Source organism: Pseudarthrobacter lactosi (assembly GCF_055412785.1).
In genome coordinates, this window is the sequence record NZ_JBVAYS010000003.1 from 241,147 (window position 1) to 266,712 (window position 25,566).

The 25,566-nt window shown below is 65.9% G+C and carries 25 protein-coding genes; 12 read left to right on the forward strand and 13 right to left on the reverse strand.

Annotation, left to right across the window (positions count from 1 at the left end; all coding sequences use genetic code 11):
- Nucleotides 1-2: 2 nt before the first annotated feature.
- From ACZY0Q_RS14590 to ACZY0Q_RS14600, 3 genes are all read right to left on the reverse strand, one after another.
- Nucleotides 3-1,535, reverse strand: a complete 1,533-nt coding sequence (locus ACZY0Q_RS14590) for an ABC transporter substrate-binding protein (RefSeq protein ID WP_463917904.1) — start codon at nt 1,533-1,535, stop codon at nt 3-5.
- 190 nt (nt 1,536-1,725) lie between these two features.
- Nucleotides 1,726-2,739: a Gfo/Idh/MocA family protein gene (locus ACZY0Q_RS14595; protein ID WP_463917905.1), complete on the reverse strand. Its 1,014-nt coding sequence runs from the start codon at nt 2,737-2,739 to the stop codon at nt 1,726-1,728.
- Entirely contained in the window at nt 2,736-3,596 is an 861-nt protein-coding gene (locus ACZY0Q_RS14600) for a sugar phosphate isomerase/epimerase family protein (protein ID WP_463917907.1), read from the reverse strand. Before ACZY0Q_RS14600 ends, ACZY0Q_RS14595 begins: the two co-directional genes overlap by 4 nt.
- A gap of 223 nt (nt 3,597-3,819) precedes the next feature.
- Here ACZY0Q_RS14600 and ACZY0Q_RS14605 point away from each other — a divergent pair, with 223 nt between their 5' ends.
- Complete coding sequence (locus ACZY0Q_RS14605) at nt 3,820-4,836, forward strand: LacI family DNA-binding transcriptional regulator (RefSeq protein ID WP_463918658.1); 1,017 nt, start codon at nt 3,820-3,822, stop codon at nt 4,834-4,836.
- 119 nt (nt 4,837-4,955) lie between these two features.
- Nucleotides 4,956-5,777 (forward strand): ammonia-dependent NAD(+) synthetase, encoded by an 822-nt coding sequence (gene nadE / locus ACZY0Q_RS14610; protein WP_463917908.1) that lies wholly within the window; start codon nt 4,956-4,958, stop codon nt 5,775-5,777.
- Between the two features lie 103 nt (nt 5,778-5,880).
- Here the strand turns inward: nadE and ACZY0Q_RS14615 are convergent, their stop codons facing one another.
- A complete protein-coding gene (locus tag ACZY0Q_RS14615) occupies nt 5,881-6,669 on the reverse strand; it encodes an IclR family transcriptional regulator (RefSeq protein ID WP_463917910.1) in 789 nt (262 codons plus the stop codon).
- A 199-nt stretch (nt 6,670-6,868) separates the two neighbouring features.
- Here ACZY0Q_RS14615 and ACZY0Q_RS14620 point away from each other — a divergent pair, with 199 nt between their 5' ends.
- The 3 genes from ACZY0Q_RS14620 to ACZY0Q_RS14630 all read left to right on the forward strand — a co-directional run bounded on the left by ACZY0Q_RS14620 (nt 6,869) and on the right by ACZY0Q_RS14630 (nt 9,590).
- Entirely contained in the window at nt 6,869-7,588 is a 720-nt protein-coding gene (locus ACZY0Q_RS14620; protein WP_463917911.1) for a CoA transferase subunit A, read from the forward strand.
- Between the two features lie 86 nt (nt 7,589-7,674).
- The gene (locus ACZY0Q_RS14625; protein WP_463917913.1) at nt 7,675-8,397 is read left to right on the forward strand and encodes a CoA transferase subunit B; all 723 of its coding nucleotides are present in this window, start codon (nt 7,675-7,677) and stop codon (nt 8,395-8,397) included.
- Nucleotides 8,394-9,590: an acetyl-CoA acetyltransferase gene (locus ACZY0Q_RS14630; protein WP_463917915.1), complete on the forward strand. Its 1,197-nt coding sequence runs from the start codon at nt 8,394-8,396 to the stop codon at nt 9,588-9,590. Before ACZY0Q_RS14625 ends, ACZY0Q_RS14630 begins: the two co-directional genes overlap by 4 nt.
- A gap of 82 nt (nt 9,591-9,672) precedes the next feature.
- On the opposite strand, the gene ACZY0Q_RS14635 is transcribed toward ACZY0Q_RS14630, so the two are convergent.
- Nucleotides 9,673-10,410 (reverse strand): ankyrin repeat domain-containing protein, encoded by a 738-nt coding sequence (locus ACZY0Q_RS14635; protein WP_463917917.1) that lies wholly within the window; start codon nt 10,408-10,410, stop codon nt 9,673-9,675.
- A gap of 34 nt (nt 10,411-10,444) precedes the next feature.
- Nucleotides 10,445-11,056, reverse strand: a complete 612-nt coding sequence (locus tag ACZY0Q_RS14640) for a GlcG/HbpS family heme-binding protein (RefSeq protein WP_463917919.1) — start codon at nt 11,054-11,056, stop codon at nt 10,445-10,447.
- A 195-nt stretch (nt 11,057-11,251) separates the two neighbouring features.
- Here ACZY0Q_RS14640 and ACZY0Q_RS14645 point away from each other — a divergent pair, with 195 nt between their 5' ends.
- The 3 genes from ACZY0Q_RS14645 (at nt 11,252) to ACZY0Q_RS14655 (ending at nt 13,566) form a co-directional block, all read left to right on the forward strand.
- Complete coding sequence (locus tag ACZY0Q_RS14645) at nt 11,252-12,514, forward strand: sensor histidine kinase (RefSeq protein WP_463917920.1); 1,263 nt, start codon at nt 11,252-11,254, stop codon at nt 12,512-12,514.
- Nucleotides 12,511-13,137 (forward strand): response regulator, encoded by a 627-nt coding sequence (locus tag ACZY0Q_RS14650; protein WP_463917921.1) that lies wholly within the window; start codon nt 12,511-12,513, stop codon nt 13,135-13,137. Before ACZY0Q_RS14645 ends, ACZY0Q_RS14650 begins: the two co-directional genes overlap by 4 nt.
- A gap of 225 nt (nt 13,138-13,362) precedes the next feature.
- Nucleotides 13,363-13,566, forward strand: a complete 204-nt coding sequence (locus ACZY0Q_RS14655; protein WP_069950491.1) for a cold-shock protein — start codon at nt 13,363-13,365, stop codon at nt 13,564-13,566.
- 81 nt (nt 13,567-13,647) lie between these two features.
- Here ACZY0Q_RS14655 and ACZY0Q_RS14660 read toward each other — a convergent pair whose 3' ends face one another.
- On the reverse strand, nt 13,648-14,781 hold the full coding sequence (locus ACZY0Q_RS14660; protein WP_463918659.1) for an acyl-CoA dehydrogenase family protein: 1,134 nt from the start codon (nt 14,779-14,781) through the stop codon (nt 13,648-13,650).
- 161 nt (nt 14,782-14,942) lie between these two features.
- Between ACZY0Q_RS14660 and ACZY0Q_RS14665 the strand changes: the two genes are divergently transcribed.
- Together ACZY0Q_RS14665 and ACZY0Q_RS14670 are read left to right on the forward strand one after the other, a co-directional pair.
- On the forward strand, nt 14,943-16,670 hold the full coding sequence (locus ACZY0Q_RS14665) for an AMP-binding protein (RefSeq protein WP_463917923.1): 1,728 nt from the start codon (nt 14,943-14,945) through the stop codon (nt 16,668-16,670).
- A gap of 2 nt (nt 16,671-16,672) precedes the next feature.
- Nucleotides 16,673-17,179 carry a MarR family winged helix-turn-helix transcriptional regulator gene (locus ACZY0Q_RS14670; RefSeq protein WP_463917925.1) on the forward strand — a complete coding sequence of 169 codons (507 nt, stop codon included), beginning with the start codon at nt 16,673-16,675 and terminating at the stop codon, nt 17,177-17,179.
- Nucleotides 17,180-17,184: 5 nt separating this feature from the next.
- Here ACZY0Q_RS14670 and ACZY0Q_RS14675 read toward each other — a convergent pair whose 3' ends face one another.
- The 5 genes from ACZY0Q_RS14675 to ACZY0Q_RS14695 all read right to left on the reverse strand — a co-directional run bounded on the left by ACZY0Q_RS14675 (nt 17,185) and on the right by ACZY0Q_RS14695 (nt 22,310).
- Entirely contained in the window at nt 17,185-17,841 is a 657-nt protein-coding gene (locus ACZY0Q_RS14675) for a DedA family protein (RefSeq protein ID WP_463918660.1), read from the reverse strand.
- A 140-nt stretch (nt 17,842-17,981) separates the two neighbouring features.
- Complete coding sequence (locus ACZY0Q_RS14680; RefSeq protein WP_463917926.1) at nt 17,982-18,758, reverse strand: enoyl-CoA hydratase; 777 nt, start codon at nt 18,756-18,758, stop codon at nt 17,982-17,984.
- 63 nt (nt 18,759-18,821) lie between these two features.
- Nucleotides 18,822-19,736 (reverse strand): 3-hydroxyisobutyrate dehydrogenase, encoded by a 915-nt coding sequence (gene mmsB, locus ACZY0Q_RS14685; protein ID WP_463917927.1) that lies wholly within the window; start codon nt 19,734-19,736, stop codon nt 18,822-18,824.
- Complete coding sequence (locus ACZY0Q_RS14690) at nt 19,729-20,811, reverse strand: enoyl-CoA hydratase/isomerase family protein (RefSeq protein ID WP_463917928.1); 1,083 nt, start codon at nt 20,809-20,811, stop codon at nt 19,729-19,731. Before ACZY0Q_RS14690 ends, mmsB begins: the two co-directional genes overlap by 8 nt.
- Complete coding sequence (locus ACZY0Q_RS14695) at nt 20,811-22,310, reverse strand: CoA-acylating methylmalonate-semialdehyde dehydrogenase (protein ID WP_463917930.1); 1,500 nt, start codon at nt 22,308-22,310, stop codon at nt 20,811-20,813. Before ACZY0Q_RS14695 ends, ACZY0Q_RS14690 begins: the two co-directional genes overlap by 1 nt.
- A 274-nt stretch (nt 22,311-22,584) precedes the next feature.
- Here ACZY0Q_RS14695 and ACZY0Q_RS14700 point away from each other — a divergent pair, with 274 nt between their 5' ends.
- Nucleotides 22,585-23,391: an exodeoxyribonuclease III gene (locus ACZY0Q_RS14700; protein ID WP_463917932.1), complete on the forward strand. Its 807-nt coding sequence runs from the start codon at nt 22,585-22,587 to the stop codon at nt 23,389-23,391.
- A 34-nt stretch (nt 23,392-23,425) separates the two neighbouring features.
- A complete protein-coding gene (locus ACZY0Q_RS14705; RefSeq protein WP_463917934.1) occupies nt 23,426-24,424 on the forward strand; it encodes a DUF8083 family protein in 999 nt (332 codons plus the stop codon).
- Between the two features lie 37 nt (nt 24,425-24,461).
- Here the strand turns inward: ACZY0Q_RS14705 and ACZY0Q_RS14710 are convergent, their stop codons facing one another.
- Nucleotides 24,462-25,514 carry a LacI family DNA-binding transcriptional regulator gene (locus tag ACZY0Q_RS14710; protein ID WP_463918661.1) on the reverse strand — a complete coding sequence of 351 codons (1,053 nt, stop codon included), beginning with the start codon at nt 25,512-25,514 and terminating at the stop codon, nt 24,462-24,464.
- Nucleotides 25,515-25,566 lie beyond the last annotated feature (52 nt).

Below are 25,566 nucleotides of genomic sequence, written 5' to 3' on the forward strand. Positions count from 1 at the left end.
CCTTATTTGGCGGGCGAGTAGTTGTAGATCGACGGAACTGCCTGCTGAATCTGGGGCGTTACGGTGATCTTGTCGTTGTGGTAGTACATCTGGTTGACCCGGAACAGCGGAGCGAACCATGCCTGTTCCACCACGAACTTGTTCACTTCCTGGGCCAGCTTGCCTGCGTCCGTGCCGCCGTTCTGCACAGCCTCGATCTTGGCCTGCAGTTCAGGGGTGGTGTTCTTGAACGGGTTGTACAGCGCCTTGGTGGAGACGATCTGGTTGATAGCCACCCAGGGCTCACCCTGGAAGAGTGAGAAGTACATGCTGGTGAATTTCTGGGCCGCGACGTCGCTCGTGAACGTGCTGGTGATCGCTGCGCCGACGTTCAAGGTTACTCCCACATCTGCCAGCTGCTGCTTGAGCACCGCGAGCTGGGTTTCGAAGCCCGGAACCGAGGGGACCTCAAGGACCACGTCGGTTTCGTGGCCGGCTTCCTTCAGCAGGGCCTTCGCCTTTGCCGGGTCATACGGGTACTTGTCTTCAAGTTCGTCTACCCAAGCGCCGCTCTCCTTGCCGAAGGGCTGGGACGTGGGCGTTCCCTGACCCAGCAATACCTGGTCGAGGATCGTCTTGCGGTCAAAAGCATGGTTGATTGCCTGGCGGACCCTCACGTCCTGGAGTGCGGGGTTCTTTGTGCCGTCGCGGTCCAGGAGCAACAGCCCCTGCCAGTCCACCTGGTTGGTGACCAACTTCATCTTCGCGCCCTCAGCCTGCCTGCCGGTCTTGGGATCCAGCAGCGTGCCGTCCACCTGCCCCGACACCAAAGCGTTGGTCCGGGCAGTCGGGTCAGTCAGGATCTTCAAGGTGACTTTCTCGAACTTCTGGAGATCCTTGTTCCAGTAGTCCTTCCGGGCTGTGAACGCCGACTGTGAATCCTTGACCGTAGCGGCCTTGTCCATGACGTACGGGCCGCTGCCCACCGGCTCGGTCTTAATGCCTTCAGTACCCAGCGCCTTGGGGCTGCCCATCAGGCCGGCTGCCTGGCTGAGGTAGAACTCCAGGGAGGGGTCGGGAGCTGACAGGTTGAGCTCGATGGTGTCCGCATCAACCACGGCCACGTCTGCAACTGCGGTGAGCTGGGCCATCTGCGGGCCGTTGGCCTTTTTGAAGTGGTCCAAGTTTGCCTTGGCTGCCTCGGCGTCGAACTTGGCGCCATCGCTGAACGTGACGTCTGTGCGGAGGTCTACGGTGAGCTTGGTCTCCGCCTCGTTGTACTTCCACTCGGTGGCGAGCATGGGGCTCAGCTTGCCATTCGGTTCCCGCAGGAGCAGAGAGTCATAGGCCACCTGATAGGGCTGCAGGACGTGGCCCACATGCGCTTGCGCAGGGTCCCACGAAGCCAGGTCCCTGACGGTGCCAAGGGTGAGGGACGTTGTCTTAGGGGCACCGGAATTGCTGGTGCCCGCACTGCCACCGCCGCCGCAGGCTGTCAGCGCGAGGGCCGCGCTGGTGATAAGGGCGGCTGCTGCCGCCTTGGGACCTAACTTCATTGTTGGCTCCTTGATACGTGGAACGGGACTGTTTCGTGTGCCGGTGTGGCGTGGGCCACACCGGCTTGTGAGATTCACAATACGCAGGATTGCCAACTTTGGCAACCGATTGTCAGAATTGTTGCAATGTTGGCGGAAATGGCCGCTAATAAGAAGTTCTAATGGCTATCAACCGGTTGCCATGAGGCGGTCAGGAAACAGTCGCCGCCGTGTCCGGGTAGCTCTGGCGGTAAATCTCCTTGACGATCCTCAGGGATTTCTCGGCTTCATCAGGATTGATCCAGAACGGGCCCTCGTCACCCAGCCGCGCATAGAAGTCGGCGATCAGCAGTTCGTGCGAGACACCCCAGTAGGCGCGGCCGCCGGACTCCACCACTCGCTCCGGGACCACGTCCACGCGGCCGTCCGCATACGTGACGGTCAAATCCCCGCGAAGGCTGAGAGTCGCTTTTTCCGTGACAATGTCCAAAGTGACCGGCGCGTTGACGGCGTTGGCCAGGGTGGCGTAGAAGGCGCTGCGGGCACCGTTGGCGTGCTCGGCAACAAATTCCGCCGTATCCTCCACCTCGATGGCTTCGCCCAGGAACCTGGTTGCGGCGTTGCCGGACAACGAAACGACGTCGCCCACCAGCCACTGCAACAGGTCAACGGTGTGGATGGCCTGGTTCATCATGAGCCCGCCGCCACCACCTGCCCAGGTGCCGCGCCACGGCCGGCTGCGGTAATAGTCGGCGTCGCGGTGCCACAGCACCGTGGCCGAAGCCCCGACTACCGCGCCCAGTTCGCCGGAGGAAAGCAGTGCATGCATCGCCTGCGCGGTGGCGTTGTAGCGGTTCTGGAAGCAGACGGCGATCTTGGCAGCGGACGCTGCGGCAGCCTCCACGAGACGGCGGCCCTCCTCGAGCGTGTGCGCCAGCGGCTTTTCCACAATCACGTTCACGCCGTGCTCAAGGCAGTCCGCCGCGATGGAGGCATGCATGTTGTGCGGCGTCGTAATGTGTACAACATCCGGGCCGATAGCCTCGATCAGGCTGAGGTGATCGGGGAACCCCGGGACGCCATAGGCAGCCACAGCAGCCGCAAGGCGGCCGGGATCTGAGTCGCAGACCCCAGCCAACCGCGCGCCGTCGAGCTTTGCAATGGCCTCAAAGTGAACTGCCGACACATCACCGCAGCCAATAACTGCGGCCTTGAGGCCGGTCACGAAAGTTCGATTCCGTTCTTGGCAGCAAGGACCGCGAAGGCGCGCGCAGCCGTGCCGAAGGCAACCGGCCCGGAGAAACCACCCAGCTCGTGGTGGCTGGCGAGGTGCGGTTCGAGTGAGGCAAAGCCTGCGTAACCGTCCGCCTTCAGGGCGGCAATGGTGGCGTCCAGTTCGCCGTCGCCGTGGCCGGAAGGCACAACCTCACCCGTGGCCATGATGGCGTCCTTGACCTGGAGGTATTCGAGGTAGGGGCGGAGCATGGCGTAGCCGTCGGTGTAGGGCCGGACGCCGACCTGGACGAAGTTGGCGTTGTCCCAGGCGACGCGCAATGCGGGAGAGTCCACGGACTCCATGATGTCCAGGACGCGCTGCGGCGTATCGCCGTAGATGTCTTTTTCGTTCTCGTGCAGGAGTACGACGCCGGCGCTTTCCGCTTCAGCGGCCAGTGCCCGCATGCGCGTGATGACGTCGTCGCGGATTCCCTCCGGCGTCTGGGTTTCACTCCGGTAGAAGGAGAAAATCCGGATGTACTTGGTATCCAGGCCCTTGGCCACGGAAATGATCTGGCGGAGGCGCTCCACCTCGTGCTCCACGGGCAGACTGATGTCCACTTTGCCGATGGGGCTTGCGACGGCTGAGACCTTCAGGCCCTTGGCGTCCAGGAGTTCCTTGAGCTCGGAGACCTGCCCAGGCGTCAGCTCGGAGACGTTCACACCCCAGGCGCTGCGTACTTCGATGTAGCTCGCGCCGAGTGCCAGCATGACAGCGGCCTGGATGGCGGGGTCCGTATCCACCTCGTCGCCGAATCCTGAGAGCGTCCAGACGGCGGTTGCTGTTTCAGTTGTTGCTTCGGTCACGGGAATCTCCTTGGGTATGCCCGCGACGGGACAGCCTTGGTGCCGCTCCGGCGCGCGGGTGACTCAGTTCACAAAAAAGTGCTGCCCTAAGTCTAGACACGTCAACCGTCAATGACAACCGATTGCCAATTGATTGCATTCTGTGGCAATCTAGGAGCTACAGGGCTGTGGCAACCGTCACAAGCCCCCTGTCATCCCGTTCAGTGAGGAGCGCGCCATGGCGATGCAAGCAGCCGGAACAGACCGCCCTGCCACCATCCACGACATCGCCGCGATCTGTGGCGTGGCCGCCTCCACCGTATCCCGCGCACTATCCACTCCGGACCGGGTCAACATCCGCACCCGTGCACGGATCGAAGCGGCGGCAGCCGAGCTGAACTACACGCCGAACAGCCAGGCGAAAGCACTGAGCTCCGGCCGCACCGGTGCTGTCGGCGTCCTGGTGCCTGACATCACCAACCCCTTCTACTTCGACCTCATCCGGGGTACCCAGCTGCAGCTCAAGGCAGCGGGCTACACCCAGCTGCTCGTGGACACCGAAGAATCCGACGAGGTGGAGGCCTCCAGCATGGAGCAGCTGCGCAAGAGCGCTGACGGAATCATCGTCGCCGCATCCAGGCTCACTGATGAGGCGCTGCTGGCCGCTGCTGCCAAGATCCCCATGGTGACCGTCAACCGCGACGTAGCCGGCGTTCCTGCCGTCGTCATTGACACGCCGTCCGCCACCAGCCAGGCATTGGACCACCTGATTTCTTTGGGCCACACCCGCATCGCCTACATGGCCGGCCCGCTCACGTCCCAATCCAGCACTCTTCGCTGGACAGCCCTGGCCGCCGCCGCCGAGGACCGCGGCGTGGACGTGCGCAGGCTGGGCCCGTTCGCCCCCAAGACGCAATCGGGTGCCGCCGCAGCAGACGCCGCCGTGCACTCCGGCGTCACCGCGTGCATTGCCTTTAACGACCTCATCGCCATCGGCATGCTCCAGCGGCTGCGCGAACGCGGCATTCGGGTCCCGGAGGACATGAGCGTGGTGGGCTGCGACGACATCTTCGGCGCGGACTTCTGCAATCCCCCGCTGACCACCATGGCTTCCCCGATCGAACAGGCAGGCCGCGTCGCCGTGTCCATGCTCCTGGCCCAGCTCAACCCGCTGGCGGGCGGAGGCAGCCGCAGCCGTTCACTGATGCCCACGCATCTCACGGTCCGCGGTTCAACCGGAGCGGCACCGGGAACGCGGTAGCCCCGGGCCCGAGGTGTCCGTTCGTGCTGAGGTGCTGAAGTGTCCGTTCGCGCCGAAACGTTCGTGGTTCGCGTGGACATAGTTGAGCGTTGTTGACAGCGCTGACTAGGCTGGATCACATGCGCGAACTCCAGGCCACCATCATCGAAGAAATGGGCGTGCAGCCCCGGATCGACCCCGTCGGGGAGGTGCGCAAACGGGTGGATTTCCTCAAGGATTACCTCCGGGCTACCCAAACGAAGGGCTTTGTCCTGGGCATCTCGGGCGGACTGGATTCCTCGCTCGCCGGCAGGCTGGCCCAGCTGGCTGTGGAGGAGCTTGAGGCCGAGGGTGTGGAGGCCAACTTCGTAGCGGTCCGCCTTCCGTACGGCGTCCAGCACGACGAGGAAGATGCCCAGGCCGCCCTTGACTTCATCCAGGCCAAGACGGAGTGGACCTTCAACATTTCCGCCGCTGTGGATGGCTTCGAGGACGAGTTCGAGAAGACCGTTGGAAACGAGATCTCCGATTTCCATAAGGGAAACACCAAGGCCCGCACGCGGATGATCGCCCAGTACGCGCTGGCCGGGGAACACAACTACCTGGTGATCGGCACGGATCATGGCGCCGAGTCCGTCACCGGGTTCTTCACCAAGTTCGGCGACGGCGGCGCGGACATCCTGCCGCTGTTCGGCCTGAACAAGCGCCAGAACCGCGAACTGCTCGGCGAATTGGGCGCCCCTGCCCGGGTCTGGGAAAAGGTTCCCACCGCCGATCTCCTGGACGGCAAGCCCGGACGCACCGACGAGGACGAACTGGGACTGACCTATGACCAGATCGACGATTACCTGGAAGGCCGGGAAATCCCCGAGGCGGCCGCCGAGCAGATCGAGCAGAAGTACCTCCGCACCCGCCACAAGCGCACCGTCCCGGTCACCATCTTCGATACGTGGTGGAAATAGGCGCCGCCCATCGCTGGAATTCCCCACCTTTGGGGCACGACGACGGCGCGTCGCCGCGAACGGGCGGCGCGCCGTCGGCGTACCTTCCCTAAACCGGGGAGACTCAGCGCCCGCGCGTCGAACCGCTCCCGCCCAGTGTGGATGTGATCCGGTGCGCTTCCTCCATGAGCAGTTTGCCGAGGAACTCCTGCCGTTCCGGCCGGAACCGGGGTTCGATGCCGGTGAGTGACAGCGCGCCGACCGGTCTGCCCAGCTGGTCGAACACGGCAGCCCCCATTCCCCAGCTGCCCTCAAGCACCAGGCCGGGATTCACCGCGAAGCCATGCAGCCGGGTCCGTTCCAGATTTCGGCGGACCACGTCCAGTCCGTGGCCTGCTGCGAAACCACCGGCGTGCTGGTCCCAGCCGGACAGGATGGCGTCCTGTTCCTCGTCCGGGAGGAAGGCCATGATCGCAGTCCCGGCCGAGGCCACGCCCAGCGGAAAACGGACTCCCTCGTGCAGCACAAACGAGCGTACCGGGAAGCTTCCCTCTTCCCGCAGCACGCAGACTGTCTCCTGGCCCCTGCGGATGGAATAGAAGGCGCTCTCGCCGGTCTCCTCCGCCAGCCGGCGAAGGCTTGGCCGCGCCAGGTCCTCGAGCGGGAAGCGGGCCGCGGCCACGGATCCCAGCAGGAAGATCTCCGGGCCCAGGATCCAGTTTCCGCTGCGGGCATCGTGGTCCAGGAGGCCCTCCGCGGCAAGGGAGGCCAGGAGCCGGTGGACGGTGGGACGGGTCAGCCCCGACTCCCGGACCAGGCCGGAAATCGAGCTGCCCTCGGGCTTCCGGCCGACGAGCCGGAGCAGTGAGGCCACGCGCCCCACGACCTGCGTTCCTTGGACTGGATTTGCCATTCAGACCACCAACTCTCAAAAAATCCTCCACAATGTGGACACCGCAAAGCCTACCGTCCACGCTGTGAAATATCTGCCCTATGGGGCGGATTGCGACGTTGACCAGCTTTCGCAAGCGCCCTAGGCTCCAATATCAGGCCGGTTGTCCACAACGTGGATAATCCGAAACGCTTTGCATGCTCGATGACGAGGAGACGGGATGTCCAAACTGAAATCCAACGCAGCCGCTACCCTGGCGGAAGTGCTCCGGGACGGCATGACGCTCGCCGTCGGCGGCTTTGGTCTGAGCGGCATCCCTGCGGACCTCATCGAGGCCGTGCGCGATTCCGGTGTGCGCGACCTGACCGTGGTGTCCAACAACATGGGCGTGGACGGGAAAGGCCTGGGTGTGCTGATCGAAGCCGGCCAGGTCCGCAAGGTCATTGCCTCCTATGTCGGCGAGAACAAACTTTTCGCCGAGCAGTACCTCGCGGGCCTGCTCGAGGTGGAGTTCACGCCGCAGGGCACCCTGGCCGAGCGCCTCCGCGCCGGCGGTGCCGGCATCCCCGCCTTCTACACGAAGACCGGTGTGGGAACACTGGTCGCCGAAGGCAAACCGCTGGCAGAGTTCGACGGCGAAACGTACGTCCAGGAGCGCGCCATCCGCGCCGACGTCGCACTGGTCCACGCGCACACCGCGGACACGGACGGGAACCTGATCTACCGCTTCACGGCCCGGAACTTCAACCCCGTGGTGGCCACCGCCGGCGTGGTGACCATCGCCGAAGCTGAAGTCATTGTGGAGCCGGGCGCACTGGATCCGAACCACATCGTCACGCCGGGCGTGTACGTCCAGCACCTGGTCCAGGCGATCGGCCGGGTGAAGGACATCGAACAGCGCACCGTCCGCACCCGGGAAGCGGCACCGGTCCCCGCCTGAACGCGCACTACGGCCCGACCCCGCACTCCGCAGCGCGAACGAACACTTAAGCCCCCCCCCAAACTTTGAACCCCAAGGAGAACCCCATGGCCTGGACCAGGGATGAAATGGCTGCCATCGCGGCCGAGGAACTGAACGACGGCGACTACGTGAACCTGGGAATCGGCATCCCCACGCTGGTGGCCAACAACCTGCCCGACGGCGTCCGGGTGGTCCTGCAGAGCGAAAACGGCCTGCTCGGCATGGGCCCGTTCCCTTATGACGGAGACGAGGACGCGGACCTCATCAACGCCGGCAAGCAGACCGTCACGGTCCTGCCCGGCGGCAGCATCTTCGACTCCGCCACGTCCTTCGGCATGATCCGCGGCGGGCACGTGAAGGTCGCCATCCTGGGCGCCATGCAGGTTTCCGGCAACGGCGACCTCGCCAACTGGACCATCCCCGGAAAAATGGTCAAGGGCATGGGCGGCGCCATGGACCTCGTGGCTGGAACGCCACGTGTGGTGGTCCTGACCGAGCACAACGCCAAGGATGGCACTGCCAAGATCGTCACCGAATGCACCCTGCCGCTCACGGGCCTGCGCTGCGTGGACCGGATCATCAGCGACCTCGCGGTTTTTGACATCGTCAAGACCGAACAAAAAGCGGACGACGACGGCGGGCGGCAGCTCACGCTGACCCGCCTGGCGCCGGGGGTCACCGAGGAGGAAATCCGTGAAAAAACCGACGCTGTGTTCACTGTCGCCCTGGAATCAGCCCTGGACGAAGCAGTCCTGAACGACGCAACCCTGGAAGGAGCCACGGCATGAGCCTCAAGGAACAATTCGGCAAGGACGTCCTGCTCACCGGCTGGGGCCACAGCCGGTTCGGCAAACTGACCGATGAGACCCTCGAGTCCCTGATCGTCCAGGTGGCCACCGAGGCCATCAGCAACGCCGGGATCGAGCCCGGCCAGATCGACGAGATCTACCTGGGCCAGTTCAACTCCGGCATGATGCCGCTGGCCTTCCCGTCGTCCCTGGCGCTGCAGGTCTCACCGGACCTGGCCAACGTCCCGGCCACCCGCGTCGAGAACGCCTGCGCCTCCGGTTCGGCCGCTTTCCAGCAGGGCACCAAGTCGCTGCTGGCCGGCACCGCGAAAACCGTCCTGGTGATCGGCGCCGAGAAGATGACCCACGCCGGCGCCGACGTTGTGGGGGCCGCCCTGCTGGGCGCCGACTACGACATGGCCGGCCAGACGTCCACCACCGGCTTTACAGGCCTGTTCGCCGACGTCGCCAAGCACTACGAAAAGCGCTACGGTCGCGGCGACGGACAGCTGGGCGACGTGCTGGGCTCCATCGCGGCCAAGAACCACCGCAACGGCGTGGACAACCCTTACGCCCAGCTCCGCAAGGACCTCGGCGAGGAGTTCTGCCGCACCATCTCGGACAAGAACCCCATGGTGGCCGATCCGCTGCGCCGCACCGACTGCTCCCCCGTGTCCGACGGCGCCGCCGCCGTCGTGCTGTCCGTCTCACCGACCGGAGGGGCCACTGCGCCGGTCCGGCTCGCCGGGTTCGGCCACGCCAACGACTTCTTCCCTGCCGAACGCCGGGACCCCACGGCTTTCGAAGCCACCCGAGTGTCCTGGCAGCGCGCCCTGGCGATGGCCGGCGTCGGGCTTGAAGGCCTGGACTTCGCCGAAGTCCACGACTGCTTCACCATCGCCGAATTGCTGATGTACGAGGCCATGGGACTGACCGAACCGGGCCAGGGCGCCCGCGCCGTGCAGGAAGGCTGGGTGTTCAAGGACGGGAAGCTGCCCATCAACGTCTCCGGCGGACTCAAGGCCAAGGGCCACCCCGTCGGTGCCACCGGCGTGTCCCAGCACGTCATCGCCGCGATGCAGCTCACCGGCACCGCGGGTGGCATGCAGCTGGCGAATCCGCGACGTGCCGCCGTCCAGAACATGGGCGGCGTGGGCATCGCCAACTACGTCAGCGTCCTCGAGGCCGTCTAGTAAACCAACGCGGGGTCAGATATTGCCGTTCCGGACAGGATTATCGGGCCGTATCTGACCCCACGTTGGATTTTCCGGGCAGTTACCGGCCGCGGATCAGCGCTGCGATCTCCACAAAGCCCAGGCGTTCGGCGTTCTCCAAGGCGGTCCGCCCCTGGGGATCCCGGATGTTGGGGTCCCCGCGTGCCTCGAGCAGCAGCCGGACCACTTCCTGCTGCTTGGGCCCGCCGTTGTTGAGCAGGATGGCCTCCTGCATGGCGGTCCAGCCCAGGTTGTTGACGTGGTTCACGGGCACCCCGGCGGCCAGGAGGATGCGGACCGTCTCCACATGGCCGTGCTCGCTGGCGGGTATCAGTGCCGTCCCGCCGTACCGGTTGGTGCTGGCAACGTCCGCACCGGCGGCCAGCGTCAGCCGGAGCACCTCGTTGAATCCCTCGGCTCCGGCGTAAAGGAACGCGGAATCCTGGATGGCGTCCTTGGCGTTCACGTTGCCGCCGCGGCCGATGAGTTCACCTACCAGCGCCACGTTGTTCGCCTTCGCGGCGGCGATCAGCTCCTGGTTGAGCCTGCCTTCGGCTTCCGCTGACATGGCTGGCGGCTTAGTGGCCGCCGGTGTACCAGTCACCGGCGCAGAGGTGACCGGCGCGGCAGTAACCGGCGCACTTGTAGTGGGCGGTGTCGGTTCGGACGAGGACGACGACGGCGACTCCTGCCGCTGCGGCTCACCGGGACCCGCCTGGCACGCAGTCAGGGAACCTGCCACTGCAGTCGCCACGATGACCATGGCTGCTGCCCCGCGTGCCCGGAGCCGGCTCTTCACCCGCCAACTCCTGAAACGCCTCATGGAGCCGAGCCTACTTGGCCGGGCTGGCTGCCAGCGCGGCAATGGCCTCGGCCCCGGCGGTGGCGCAGGCCTCGTCCAGGTTGCCGTCGGGGGCACCGCCCACGCCGATGCCTGCCACGGAGACACCGTTCACCTTGAGCGGGACGCCACCGGCAAGGAACAGGGTGCCGGGGAGGTCCGCAATGCTGGGCCCGTTGCCGTTGACGCGCTTGGCCAGCTCACTGGTGGGTGCACCGAACGCGGCCGCGGTGTAGGCCTTCTGCTTGGCTGCCTCGATCGTGTGCTCGGCGGCGTTGTCGCCGCGCAGGAGTGCCTGGACGGTGCCGAACCTGTCCACCAGGGCGACCGTGACGAACGGCAGTTTGTCCGCCTGGCATTTGGCGAGCGCTGCGCTGACAGCGTCAGACGAGGCGCCTACGGTGATGCGGTTCTGTGCCACCACAGTCTCCGGCGCCTGCGGGATATCGACGGCGGGTACCGCAGCCGGGGCGGCGGCAAGGGCGGGCACGGCGGCAGAGGCGGCAGCCTGGCGGGTACCGGCATTGGCTGCAACGGTCAGCCCTCCGGTCAGCAGCAATGCCCCGGCGGCAGCGGCGGCGGCAATCTTGTTGGACTTCTTCATGGTGATCTCCTTGGGTTGATTCTGATGGGCGTTGGCTCCCTCTATCCTGTCCAGGCCAGCCGGAACAAACATCGGGCCTTCGGCTGCGCCTCACTCCCCCGGAAAGCCAGCAGCATCAGCCAAAAGGCTGAGAGACCAGCAACGGCGCGGGCAATAGCATGGGAGAGGAACTCTCCCTGACCTGAACCGGACCCCATGCCTTCCCCTGCCACTCCCCGTGAAACCCTGACAGCCGGATCCCCACTGACCACCGGGTCCGCGCTGCCTGCCGACCCTGCTCCGGCAACTGGCCGGTTCGGCCGGATCGACGCCGCCGTCCATCTGGGCTTCGCTCTCCTGCTTGTCGCGTCGGCCGTCCGCTACGTCATGCGGCACAGCCTGCCGGACAACCTGCTGGTCCTCGGCCTGGCAGCAGCGGTGTGCGCCCTGTACGCCGTGATCGCTGTACTGGCCCGGCAGCGACGCCCGTGGGCAGTCTGGATGCTGGTGTTTGTGGCCGTCTGGGCTGTGCTGGTCGTTGCCGCACCCAGCTTTGCGTGGTGTTCCTTTGCGATCTTCTTCCTCTGCCGCACGGCTTTCACCGGCGCCGTGGGCTACGTGGCGGCGGGCGCGACGGCGGCCGCCACCGCCGTCGGTCTGTTCCGGCTCAGCGACGGCACGGACCTCGCGATGCTGCTGGGGCCGCTCGCTGTCGGCGTGATGCTGACCCTGATTTATGACCGGATCGAGCACGACGCCACGGAACAGCGCCGTCTCCATGCCGAGGTATCGCTGGCACAGGGTCAGCTGGCGGCCAGCGAGCGCCGGGCCGGCACCATCGCCGAACGCGAACGGGTATCGCGCGAGATCCACGACACCGTGACGCAGGGCCTGGCCAGCAGCCTGCTCCTCCTGGAGGCCGCTGACCGTTCGTGGCCAGGCCAGGCATCGCGCCAGGAGCTCAGCCAGGCGACGGAGCTGCTGCGCCGGAACCTCTCCGAGACCCGCAGCCTGGTCCACGAGCTCGCCGCCCCGGGCCTGGACGCGTCACCGCTTCCCGAGGCCCTGCACCAGGCGGCCACCCAGTACGTCCCGCATGCCCGGCTCCTGGTCACCGGAGAACCGAGGGACGTCCCGGCCGAAGTCCGGCACACCCTGTTGCGTGTGGTCCAGAGCGCGGCCGCGAACATCCAGCAGCACGCGCGCGCCAGCACCACCACCGTGACGCTGGGGTTCCTTCCTGGCTCGGTCACGCTTGACATCTACGACGACGGAACGGGCTTTGACCCGTTGGCGGCAGCACCGCCGTCGGACGCCGGAGGATACGGGCTGCGGGCCATGCGCCAGCGTGTGGAGCAGCTGGGCGGCGTATTCTCGGTGGAAAGCACCCCCGGCGAAGGGACCATCGTGGCCGCACAAGTGCCGGTTCGGATGCAGTCAGCGCCCGCTGCGCAGCAGAGCACGCAGGATGACGCATGACCGGCATCACCGTCCTCCTGGTGGACGACCACCTGGTGGTCCGGAGCGGACTCAAGGCACTGCTGGGCACGCAGCCCGACTTTGACGTGGTGGCCGAGGCCGCCTCCGGCGAGGAGGCCCTGGAGCTGGTGGAACAGCACTCCCCGGCAGTGGTGGTGATGGACCTGGCCATGGGCGCCGGGATGGACGGGATCGAAGCCATCAAGCAGCTGCGCCAGCGCAACAACCGGCAGGCAATCCTGGTGTTCACCACATACGATTCGGACGCCGACATTGTCCGGGCGGTGGACGCCGGCGCCATGGGCTACCTCCTCAAGGACGCCGCCCCGGACGAAATCTTCGCCGCCATCCGCGGTGCCATCCAAGGGAAAAGCGTGATGAGCGCCCCCGTGGCCTCCCGGCTCTTCCAGCAGCTGCGCAACCCGGACGAGGTCCTGACGCCCCGGGAAGCGGAGTTGCTGAGCCTGCTGACCGAGGGGCTGAGCAACCGCGAGCTGGGCCAGCGGCTCTTCATCTCCGAGGCTACGGTCAAGACCCATCTGGCGCACATCTACGCCAAACTCGGGGTGGAGACACGCGCCGCGGCCATCGCCACAGCCATCCGCCGGGAAGGTATGCGGTAGCCCTGGGCAGCCGGGAAACACGGCCCCGGAGCCGGTGGCAGCTGACTTCGGCGGCCCGAATAGGACCAATTCCCGTGTACCACTTCTGTAACAGGGGTGACACTTGATGACTGTAGCTATTGCACGCCCACCGCGCAGCCCCTAGGTTTGAGACAGCGGACTACAGACTCCGCGTCTGCCTGCCGTCCGAGCAGGACCAGAAAAGGGTTACAAAGGAAGTTAGCAATGGCAACAGGCACAGTTAAATGGTTCAACGCTGAAAAGGGCTTTGGCTTCATCGCTCCGGACGACGGATCCGCCGATGTTTTCGCGCACTACTCCGCAATCTCCAGCAGCGGCTACCGCTCACTGGACGAGAACCAGAAAGTCGAATTCGATGTGACCCAAGGTCCCAAGGGCCCGCAGGCAGAGAACATTCGCCCGCTCTAAGGTTCTGATCAACTGCCCTGGCCGTGCTGCAAAGCATGGCCAGGGCAGTTTTTTGTTAAGTTCCGTAGTACCCGTGAATGTCTATACGAAGGCCGATTTTCCGGTGACGGCCCGGCCCACAATCAGCGAATTGATTTCGTAGCTGCCTTCATAGGTGTAGAGGATTTCGGCATCACCAAACAGCTTGCCCATCTCATAGTCCGAGCTGATCCCGTTGCCGCCCAGCAGCGACCGTCCCATCGCCACCGACGCGCGGGCCAGCCGGGTGCACGTGGACTTTGCCATGGCCGCCTGCGCCATCTCCAGCTTGCCGTCCGTCTGGATCCGGGCGAGCTGGGCCATCAGCGCCAGTGACGCGGATGCGTTGCCGAGTATTTCCGCCAGTTGCTGCTGGACCAGCTGGAAGCATGCCAGCTGCTTGCCGAATTGCCTGCGTTCCAGGGAGTAGGAACGGGCGACGTCGAACGCGGCCAGCTGGATCCCGGCACCTTGCCAGCCAACCCAGGCTCGCGAGTCCCGCAGCAGGTCGTTGGCTTTGGAGAAATCGGTGGCGCCCGGCAGCATGTTGGACGCCGGAATCCTGACGTTGTCCAGCACGATGTCCGCGTTCTGCATGATCCGCAGGCCGATCTTGTTGGCTATCTTGGTGGCCCGGTAGCCCGGGCGGTCCGTCTCCACAATGAAGCCCTTGATGTGCCTGTCCGCTTCGTCGCGTGCCCACACCATGGCAAAGTCCGCGATGGTCCCGGATCCGATCCAGCGTTTGGCGCCGTTGATCACCCACTCACCGTCCTCGAGCCGCGCGGATGTTTCCAGCCCGCCCGCAATGTCCGAGCCGTGCTCCGGTTCGGTCAGGGCGAAGGCGCCAAGCTGGGTAAAGTTCTTCAGGCCGGGCAGCCACCGCTGCTTCTGCTCCTCGGAACCGAGGGCGTCGATCATCCCCACGATCAGTTCGTTGTGGATCCCTACCAGGGCCGACAGCGAAACGTCCGCCCTGGCAACTTCGACGTACATCAGGCCTTTGAAGAGCTTGGACGTGCCGTCCGTCTGCAAGGCGCCAAGCCCGTGCTTGCCCATCTCCGCCAGCAGCCCGAACGGGAATTCCTCGCGGTTCCAGTAGTCGATGGATGCCTGCCGCACCCTGGACTGCAGGAATTCCCGGATCTCCAGATAGCGCACACGCTCCGCCGCGGGCAGGAGATCCACGATGTGCATCAGGTCCGCCTCGGGAAAGGGCGGGGCTTCGGTCACAACACGCTCACGTCCTTGTGGCTGCACGCTTCATATCCCTTCGGTCTTCCAAACCCTTGGATGTCCTAGTATATTGCACAGGATGGATCTTTAGTGATGCGCATCACTGGACGAAAGGTGTCCCCTTGTCAGTCACCGATGACTTCCGCGCCGCACGCGACCGCCTGCTGGCCCTCCACTCCGACTACCACCAGGCCAGGCGCGAGTTCGTGTGGCCGCGCTTCACGGAATTCAACTTTGCCCTCGACTGGTTCGATCAGATCGCCGCCGATCCTGAGAGGGCCAACAACCCGGCCCTGGTCATCGTGGAGCAGGACGGCTCGGCCACCCGCCGGAGCTTTGCGGACCTGGCCGCCCGGTCCAACCAGGTGGCCAACTGGCTGCGAAGCCAGGGCATGCGCCGCGGCGACCGCATGATCGTTATGCTGGGCAACCAGGTGGAGCTCTGGGAGCTGATGCTGGCCGGCATCAAGCTCGGCATTGTCCTGATCCCCACCACCACCCTGATGGGTCCCGAGGACCTGGCCGAACGCGTGGAGCGCGGCGAGGCGGGCTGGGCCGCCGTCGGGCGTTCCAACATCGGTAAGTTTGCCGGCGTCCCCGGCGATTACCGCCTGATTGAAATCGGCGCCGGTGACGGTTCAGCGGGAACCCCCGGCGCCCTCCAGTACACGGATTCGACGACGGCGGCAGCCACCTTCACGGCCGACGCCCCCACCCAGGCTGACGAGACGCTGCTTCTGTATTTCACCTCCGGAACCACGTCCAAGGCCAAGCTGGTGGAGCATACGCACACGTCGTACCCGGTCGGGCACCTCTCCACGATGTACTGGATTGGCCTGGAACCAGGCGATGTCCACCTGAATGTGGCCTCGCCGGGCTGGGGAAAACACGCCTGGTCCAATTTCTTCGCCCCGTGGATCGCGGAGGCCTGCGTTTTTGTCTACAACTACGAACGGTTCGACGCCCGTGCCCTGATGGAGCAGATGGACCGGGAGCACGTCACCAGCTTCTGCGCCCCGCCCACCGTCTGGCGGATGCTGATCCAGGCAGACCTGAAGGTGCTGAAAACCCCGCCCACCAAGGTGGTCTCCGCGGGCGAGCCGCTGAACGCCGAAGTGATTGACCAGGTGCACCGCGCCTGGGGCCAGACCATCCGGGACGGCTTCGGCCAGACCGAAACCACGGTCCAGGTGGCCAACACGCCCAGCCAGCCGGTCACCATCGGCGCCATGGGGCGGCCGCTTCCCGGCTACGACGTGGTGCTGGTGGACCCGAACACCGGGGAAGAAGCCGACGACGGCGAGCTGTGCCTCCGCCTGGACCCCCGGCCGGTGGGGCTGATGAAGGGCTACTACGGGGACGCGGAGCGGACCGCCGAGGCGTTCCGCGGCGGTTACTACCACACGGGCGACATGGCCAGCCGGGACACGTCCGGCGTCATCACCTACGTGGGCCGCGACGACGACGTCTTCAAATCCTCCGATTACCGGCTCTCGCCGTTCGAACTGGAGAGCGTGCTGTTGGAGCACCCGGCCGTGGCTGAAGCTGCTGTGGTTCCGTCGCCGGATGCGCTGAAGCTCTCCGTCCCCAAGGCCTACGTTGTCCTGGCGTCCGGACTGGAGCCGGGGCCCGAGCTGGCGGAGGACATCCTGCGGTACTGCCGCGAGCACCTGGCGCCGTTCAAGCGGATCCGGCGGCTGGAATTCGCGGCGCTGCCCAAGACCATCTCGGGCAAAATCCGCCGTGTGGAGCTGCGGCACCATGAGGAGCTCCGGCACGGCGGGGGCACGCATCCCGACAGCTTCGGTGTGGAGTACTCCGAGGCGGATTTCCCCGGGCTGAAGGGCTGAGGATGGCCGCTCCACTGCCCCGGGACCCCATCGCCGACGCCCAACGGAACTGGGAGGAGCACGGCTGGGCCGACGTCGCCGCGCCCATGGCGGCGATCACCGCGATCATGCGCACCCAGCAGATCCTGCTCGCCCGGATCGAGGGAGCGCTGAAGCCGTTCGGCTTGACCTTCGCCCGGTACGAGCTGCTCGCACTCCTCAGCTTCGCCCGCAGCGGCGCGCTGCCCATGAACAAGGCGAGCGCCCTGCTCCAGGTCCATCCCACCTCGGTGACCAACGCCGTCGACCGGTTGGAAGGCTCGGGACTCGTGGCCCGTTCGCCGCATCCTACGGACGGCCGCACCACCCTGATCGAGCTCACCGCGGAGGGGCGCACCGTGGCTAAACGCGCGACGGCGGTACTCAACACCGAGGTGTTTGGCCAGTCAGGTTTCGACGCGGCCGACGTGGACCAGCTGATCGGCATCCTGGGCACCTTCCGCCGGAATGCCGGGGACTTTGCGGACTGAAGCCCTTAGCGTTTGGCGGCGTTGCTGCGCCGGACACTTCTGGCAACGAGCCACCCCACGGTCAGCACCAGCGTGGCGTAGACGGCGTAATTGAGGAAACGTGAATACTGTTCGATCACCTGGTACTGCGAGCCCAGCGCGTAGCCCAGGCCAATGAGGGCGCCGTTCCACAGTCCGCTCCCGGCGAGGGTGTAGAGGCTGAAGGTGGCCAGATGCATGTCGGATGCTCCGGCGGGCAGGGAGATGAGGCTCCGCACACCGGGGAGCAGCCGGCCAAAGAAGATCGATGACCGGCCGTGGTGGCGGAACCAGTCCGCGGCATTCTCAAAATCCTCCCGGTCCAGCAGCGGAAGCTTCGACAAGCCCCGGATGGAACGTTCGAGCCCCAGCTTGGCTCCGAGCCAATACAGCAGGAGCGCACCGAGGTAGGCGCCCAGCGTGCTGGTGACGAAAACGAGGACCAGGTTCAAGGATCCCTGCTTGGCCAGGTACCCGGCCAGTGGGAGGATCACTTCGCTGGGAATGGGCGGAAGGAGCGTCTCAGCGAGGGTGAACAGTCCCACGCCCCACTCGCCGAGATTTTCAATCCCCCGCGCCGCGACGCCCACCAGGCCGCCCAGGTTGTCAGTTGAGCCTGCTGCCGCAACGGCCGTTTCCCACATCTGCCTGTCCCCGTTCCACTGCGTAGCCACGTCCGTGCCGATTCCCATGCTCCCGCCCTACGAGTCTAGGAGACCATCCGGTGGCGGAGGAACTGGCGGCAGACGTCACCGCCCACAGGGAAACCTATCGATACGGCGGGTCAGCGGTGGTTAAACCCGGGCTGGCGCTTCTCCGTAAAGGCGGCCATGCCTTCCTTCTGGTCCTCGCTGGCGAAGAGTGAGTGGAAGATCCGGCGCTCGAACAGGACCCCCTGGGCGAGTCCCGTTTCAAAGGCTGCGTTGACGGCTTCCTTCGCGAGCATGGCCACCGGCTTGGACTTGGACGCGATGACCTCCGCGGCCTTCAGCGCCTCCTCCACCACATCCTCCGCGGGCACCACGCGCGAGACGAGGCCGGAGCGTTCAGCCTCCTCGGCGCCGATGAAGCGCCCGGTGAGGATCATGTCCATGGCCTTGGCCTTGCCCACGGCGCGGGTGAGCCGCTGCGAACCCCCCATGCCCGGCAGCACACCGAGGTTGATCTCCGGCTGGCCGAACTTGGCGTTGTCCCCTGCGATGATGAAATCGCACATCATGGCCAACTCGCAGCCGCCGCCCAGGGCGAAGCCGGATACCGCCGCGATGACAGGGATCCGCAGCCGGGTGAAGTCCTCCCAGCCCCGGAACCAGTCGGCGGCATACATGTCCATGTAGCCCTGCGACGCCATTTCCTTGATATCGGCACCTGCGGCAAACGCCTTGCCCGAGCCCGTGACCACCACCGCGCCCACGCCGGGGTCGGCGTCCATGGCGGTGACGGCTGCCACGAGCTGGTCCATGGTGGCCTTGTCCAGGGCGTTGAGCGCCTCAGGGCGGTTGAGCGTGACCAGCCCTACCCGGCCGCGCTGTTCCACCAGGATGTTCGTGTACTCCGTCATGCCCGACCTTTCAGCTGTTCGTGGATGTTGCGTCCTGCGGGTGTTGCGTGCCGCAGATAGTGCTCAATGCTGCGATCTGTCGCGGATATCCGTGATGATTCCGGAGAAGTCCCGGCCGGCTCCGCCTTCAGCGGCAAACGTATCGTAAATTTCAGAGGCGAGCGGTCCCAGCCTTGCGGCCACCCCTGTGCTTTCGAGTGCATTCAGCGCGAGCCGCAGGTCCTTCGCCATCAGCGCTCCGGCGAAGCCGGGCTGGTAGTCGCGGTTGGCGGGGCTGGTGGGGACGGGACCCGGGACAGGGCAGTTGGTGGTCAGGGCCCAGCATTGCCCGGAGGCGTTGGAGGCGACGTCGAACAGCGCCTGGTGCGTCAGGCCCAGCTTCTCACCCAGCACAAAGGCCTCGCTGACCGCGATCATGGAGACGCCCAGGATGAGGTTGTTGCAGATCTTCGCAGCCTGGCCGCCGCCGTGCGCGCCGCAGTGGACCACGCGTTTGCCCATCACCTCGAGCAGCGGCCGGACGGCCTCGAAGTCCTCCGTCTCGCCGCCCACCATAAAGGTCAGCGTGCCGGCTTCCGCGCCCACCACGCCGCCGGAGACAGGCGCATCCACGGCACGGTGGCCGGCCGCGATGGCGAGCGCGGAGGCTTCCCGTGCCTCGTCAACGTTGATGGTGGAGCAGTCCAGGAACATAGTGCCCGGCTTGGCTTCGGCCAGCAGGCCCGGCTGTCCCTCCGCGCCGCGGTAGGCGTCCAGCACGTGCTGGCCGCTGGGGAACATGGTCAGCACGACGTCGGCACCGGCGATGGCGTCCAGCGGGCTTGCCGCCGTGGGGACGCCGTGTGTTTGGGCGGCGTCCAGGGCGGCGGGGACCACGTCGAAGCCCGCCACGGCGTAGCCGGCACGGACCAGGTTCACCGCCATGGGCCCGCCCATGTGGCCCAGGCCCAGGAAAGCGATGGTGGTTTGTTCAGGCATTGTCCGGCTCCTTTGTGTGCAGGTTGAGCTCCCGGTCCCCCAGCAGCGCGAAGAACCGTTCCACGTCCGCCGCCTGCACCTCGTGCAGCGTGGCCGGCTTCCATTGCGGCGTCCGGTCCTTGTCCACTACCTGCGCACGGATCCCTTCGCGGAAGTCCGGCGCAACCAGGAACCGAAGCCCCACCCGGTATTCCTGCGCCAGCGCTTCGTCCAGCGTCAGTCCCTTGGCCCGGCGGAGCGACTCCAGGGTCACCTTCACGGCCGTGGGCGACTTCGCCTCTATGGTCGTGGCAGCCTCGGTTGCCTCGGTTGCAAGCTCCGCGCCCGGGGCGCCCCCCGATTCCCCCTCCGCAGTCCGCAGCCGACGGACAATGTCCTCCACGTCATCGCTGGCGTAGGCGGCATCGATCCAGTCGCGCTGCGCCTCCAGCCCGGAGGGCGGCGGGCCCTGGGCAAAACGTACGACGGCGGCTTCCGCACTTTCGTGTTCGAGCACCGCCGCCAGCTCCGGCAGGCTCTCCGACGGGACAAAGTGGTCCGCGAGGCCCAAGAACAGCGCATCCGCCCCGGTCAGGTGGGCTCCGGTCAGCGCGGCATGGGTGCCGGTCTCTCCAGGTGACTTCGCCAGCAACCAGGTCCCGCCGACGTCGGGCACAAACCCGATGGTGGTCTCCGGCATTCCCGTCCGAGTCCGTTCGGTGACTACCCGCACCGAGCCGTGCGCGGAGATTCCCACGCCGCCGCCCAGCACCAGGCCGTCCATAAAGGCCACATACGGCTTGGGGTACGCGGCAATCAGGGAGTTCAACCGGTATTCGTCCTGCCAGAAGTCAGCCGTTTCCGTGCCGCCGCCCAGAATGTCCCGGTAGATCGCCACAATGTCGCCCCCCGCGCAGAGGCCACGCTCGCCGGCGCCGTGCACCAGGACGGTGGCCACGCCGTCGTCGTGCACCCAGGCGGTGAGCTGTTCCAGCATGGCGTCCACCATGCCGGCGTTCAGCGCGTTGACTGCCTTGGGCCGGTTGAGCGTGATGACGCCCAGGTGGCCGCGCTTCTCGAACAGAACCTCCGTCATCAGCTGCCTTCCGGCATGATGAAGCTGGCGCCTTGGCGGATCCCGGACGGCCAGCGTGTGGTGACTGTCTTGGTCTTGGTGTAGAAACGGAACGCATCGGCGCCGTGCTGGTTCAGGTCACCGAACCCGGACGCTTTCCAGCCGCCAAACGTGTAATAGGCGATGGGCACCGGGATGGGCACGTTGATGCCAACCATTCCCACCTCCACCCGGCTGGCGAAGTCCCTGGCGGCGTCGCCGTCGCGGGTGAAGATGGCCACGCCGTTGCCGAATTCGTGCTCGGAGCACAGCCGGAGGGCTTCGTCGTAATCGGCGGCACGGAGCACACTGAGGACGGGTCCGAAGATCTCCTCCTTGTAGATCTTCATATCCTTGGTGACGTGGTCGAAGAGCGTGGGTCCCACCCAGAAGCCGTCATCGTAGCCATCCACCGTGAGGCCGCGCCCGTCGGCCAGCAGGCTGGCGCCTTCGTCGACGCCGGACTGGATGTAGCCTTCGATCCGTTCCTTGGCACTCGCCGCCACTACCGGCCCGAAGTCCGAGTCCTTGTCCAGGCTGTGGCCCACCCTGAGGTGTTTGACGCGTTCGGTCAGCTTGGCTACCAGCGCGTCCGCGGTCTTCTCCCCCACGGGGACGGCCACGGAAATGGCCATGCAGCGCTCGCCGGCGGAGCCGAAGCCGGCGCCGATGAGGGCGTCGGCTGCCATGTCCAGGTCCGCGTCGGGCATGATCACCATGTGGTTCTTGGCCCCGCCGAAGCACTGGGCGCGCTTCCCGTGGGCAGCGGCGGTGGCGTAGATGTATTGTGCGATGGGCGTGGAACCCACAAAGCCGATGGCCTTCACACGTGGGTCCTCGAGCAGCGCGTCAACGGCTTCCTTGTCCCCGTTGACCACGTTGAACACCCCGTCCGGCAGCCCGGCCTCGGTGAACAGTTCGGCCAGGCGCAACGGAACCGAGGGGTCCCGTTCGGAGGGCTTGAGGATGAAGGCATTGCCGGCGGCGAGGGCGGGTCCGGACTTCCACAGCGGGATCATGGCCGGGAAGTTGAACGGGGTGATGCCCGCGACCACCCCGAGTGGCTGGCGAAGCGAGTGGACGTCGATGCCTGCACCGGCGTCGTCGGAGAACTCGCCTTTGAGCAGGTGCGGGGCACCGGCCGCGAACTCCACCACTTCAATGCCTCGCTGGATATCGCCCTTGGAATCGGCGAACGTCTTCCCGTGCTCGGAGGACAACAGCGTGGCGAGTTCATCCATGTTCTCGTTGACGAGGTCAACGAACTTCAGGAGGATCCGGCCGCGGCGCTGCGGGTTCATGGCGCCCCACTGGACCTGCGCCTTCTCCGCGGCGGCCACCACGTTCCGGACTTCCTCCCCGCTGGCCAGCGGCAGGCGCGCCTGGACCTGGCCCGTGCAGGGGTCAAAAACGTCACTGAACCGGCCGGAGGTCCCGGTCGCCCGTTGGCCGTCTACGTAATGGGATAGTTCGCGCACCATGATGCAATGCTCCTTCGCATGTGATCCAGGTCATCTCTGCAAGCGAATATACTCGGACTTCCTACTAAATTCCATACTGCCGCGAACGCTCGTGGCGCACGCAGTCGCCGTCGCCCGTCATTTTGTAACGGCAACCGCCCCGGGGCACTTTGACCCGCATCCGGGGCGCAGCAACACGATTCAACGGCGTGTCCGCGCCATGGCGCCCCGTTTCTACGGGCACCTTCCCGCCGCGGCAACACCTCAGGGCAACAAGTTCGGTAAGTTAGGGACTGTGAAGATTGCTACCTGGAATGTGAACTCCCTCCGTGCCCGCGCTGACCGTGTGGAGGCCTGGCTGCAGCGCAGCGACTGCGATGTCCTGGCGATCCAGGAGACCAAATGCAAAGACGAAAACTTCCCCTGGGAGCTGTTCGAACGCATGGGCTACGAGGTGGCGCACTTCGGCGTCAGCCAGTGGAACGGCGTGGCCATCGCGTCCCGGGTTGGCCTCGAGGACGTGGAGCGCACCTTCCTGGACCAGCCCGCATTCGGCAAGGAAGGCAAGGACCCCGTCCAGGAGGCCCGCGCCATGGCCGCCACGTGCGGCGGCGTCCGGGTCTGGAGCCTCTACGTGCCCAACGGCCGATCCCTGGATGACGAACACATGCCGTACAAGATCAAATGGCTCGAATCCCTCAAGGACCACGCCCAGAGCCTGGTTGCCGCGAACCCGGACGCACAGGTTGCCCTCATGGGCGACTGGAACATCGCGCCCCTGGATGAGGACGTCTGGGACATCGACCTCTTCCTGTCCCAAGGCCATACGCACGTCAGCCCGCCGGAGCGCGCGGCTTTCCACGCTTTCGAAGAAGCCGGCTTCAGCGACGTGGCACGCCAGTACACACCCGGTCCCGGCGTGTACACCTACTGGGATTACACCCAGCTGCGCTTCCCCAAAAAGGAGGGGATGCGTATTGACTTTGTCCTTGGCTCCCCGGCCTTGGCTGCCCGTGTCACCGGCGCCTCGATCGACCGCGAGGAACGCAAGGGCAAGGGCGCCTCGGACCACGCCCCCGTCCTGGTGGATCTGGCGGACTGATGGCTGCAGCCGGGGCCCAGGAAGGGAGACTGTAATGACGGGAAACCTCTACCGGGGCCAAGCCGGCCTGCCGTTCTCCTCTACCCTGCGCGTCTACGAACCGCTGGATGCCTTCCCGGAAGGACAACGGGACGCCATCCGGACCGCCGGGGCCCGCACGGCCTCCCGGGCCGCCGTCGAAAACGCCGAACTGCTGGCCTCGCTGGGCCGGATCACCCGCTCCGGCGGGGACCCCTTCCCCACCGGGCGGACGGACCTGGTCCGGGTCACCAGCATTCCCGGTGTACCCCCGGGCCGGACCCCGGAGGCAGGAACGCCCGACGCCGGTGCTGCCGCCGGCCCGGGTGCCGAGTCCGGCCTGGGTACCGAGATAGGCGACGGTACCCGCCTTGGGCCCGACACTGGGGGCGACGGCGCGCGGGACGCTGGAGCCGGGCGCACCCTGCTGTACTGCCCCAGCCAGCTGGTCCTGCGCGCCGGCCTCGCCGCCAATGCCCTCATGGAAGGCATCCACGGCCCGCTGGCCGAGATGCTGATTCCGGAGGAGCAGCGGGACAAACACCAGGAACGCATTGACCAGGTCAAGGCACGTGACGGCACCATCCGCGTGCATACGCGTGCCTCCACCTGGGGCATCCCCTTCAGCTGGTTCTCGCTGTTTATGGAAGGCGACCATAAGGACGTGGTGGAATCAGGCGGCCGCATCCTCACCGTGAGGGTGTGGGCTCCCATCACCGAAGCCATGGAACGCGCACGGTACGCTGTGGCCCACCTTGCGCTGGCCGCCCCGGACCTGGACATGCTGGACGACCTCGCGCAGCTGACCGAATGGCTGGAGCTGTTCCACGTCAATTCCATGGTGGAACTCGACTACGGCGCCGTGGCGGACAAGGTCTACCCGGACGAGTCGCCCATGGACATCCGGCTGGGCATCGAATGCCTGGCAGAGGGCGACATGACGGGCGCCGCGGCGGCCTACCGCAGGCTGGCCTCCCGCTGGATTCCCATCCGGCAACTCGCCCGCGCGTCCTGACCCAGGCTTCCTGGACCGTATGCGACGCAGCGCCTCCTCAGGAAGGAGGCGGCGCCGTCGTACGCCTGACAATGAGCTGATGGGGCGCGACGGCGGACTGGACCGCTCCGACGGTGCCGTCCAGCTCATCGATGAGCATCTTGGTGGCCAGCTCGGCCTGTTCGTCGGGCCGTTGTCCCACCGTGGTCAGGCCCATCGCGTCGGCGAAATCGTGGTCATCGATCCCCACCACCGAAAGGTCCTCAGGGACCCGCACGCCTACGCGTGCGGCTTCGAAGATGACGCCCATGGCCATTTCGTCGGAGGCGCAGAAGATGGCGGTTGGCTTGGGGCCTGACAGGGCCCAGAGGCGCCGGAAGGCTTCTTGTCCGCTGCGGACCGTGAAATCGCCCCATTCGTCCCACTCGGGGCGGGTGGGCAGCCCTGCTCCTGCCATGACGTCCTTGAAAGCCAGGATCCGCACTCGGGGAACGTCGAAGTTAAGGTCTGTTTCGTCGTCGCCGTGCAGGAGGGCGATGTCGCGGTGACCGAGGTCGATCAGGTGCCGGACGGCGGCGGATGCAGCGGCGTAGTCGTCGATGCCGATGTACGCGCACTCCTCCACATGGCCGCCCACCACGATCAGCGGGATATCAATCTTCTGGAGATGGTCCAGTTCCTCGTGGCTGAGCGCCATACAAAGGACAAGCAGGGCGTCAATCTGTTTGTACACCATGGTCTTGCTGAACAGGCGCTCACGGTTGCTGCCGTGACCTCCCAGGTTGAAAAGGGAAAGGTTGTAGTGGCGGGCGTGAAGTTCGCGGTCCGCTCCCTCGATGGCCTTGGAGAAAAACCAGCGGCTCACGAACGGCGCCAGGACGCCGATGGTCTTGGTGCGGCCGGTGGCCAGTCCTGACGCCGACGATGATGCCACGTAGCCCAGGGCACTCGCCACCTCAAGGATCTTCTCCCGGGTTGCGGGCGAAACCCTGGGCAGCCCGCGCACGGCCCGGGAAACGGTGGCGGTGGATACGCCGGCGGCCGCTGCCACGTCCTCAATGCTGACGCCGCTGTGGCCACCCCGTTGAGACCTCTCAGCCATCCGCGCCACCGTTCCCCTCATGGGCTCAAACTTTATATCCGCTATGCAATTGCCCCCAAGC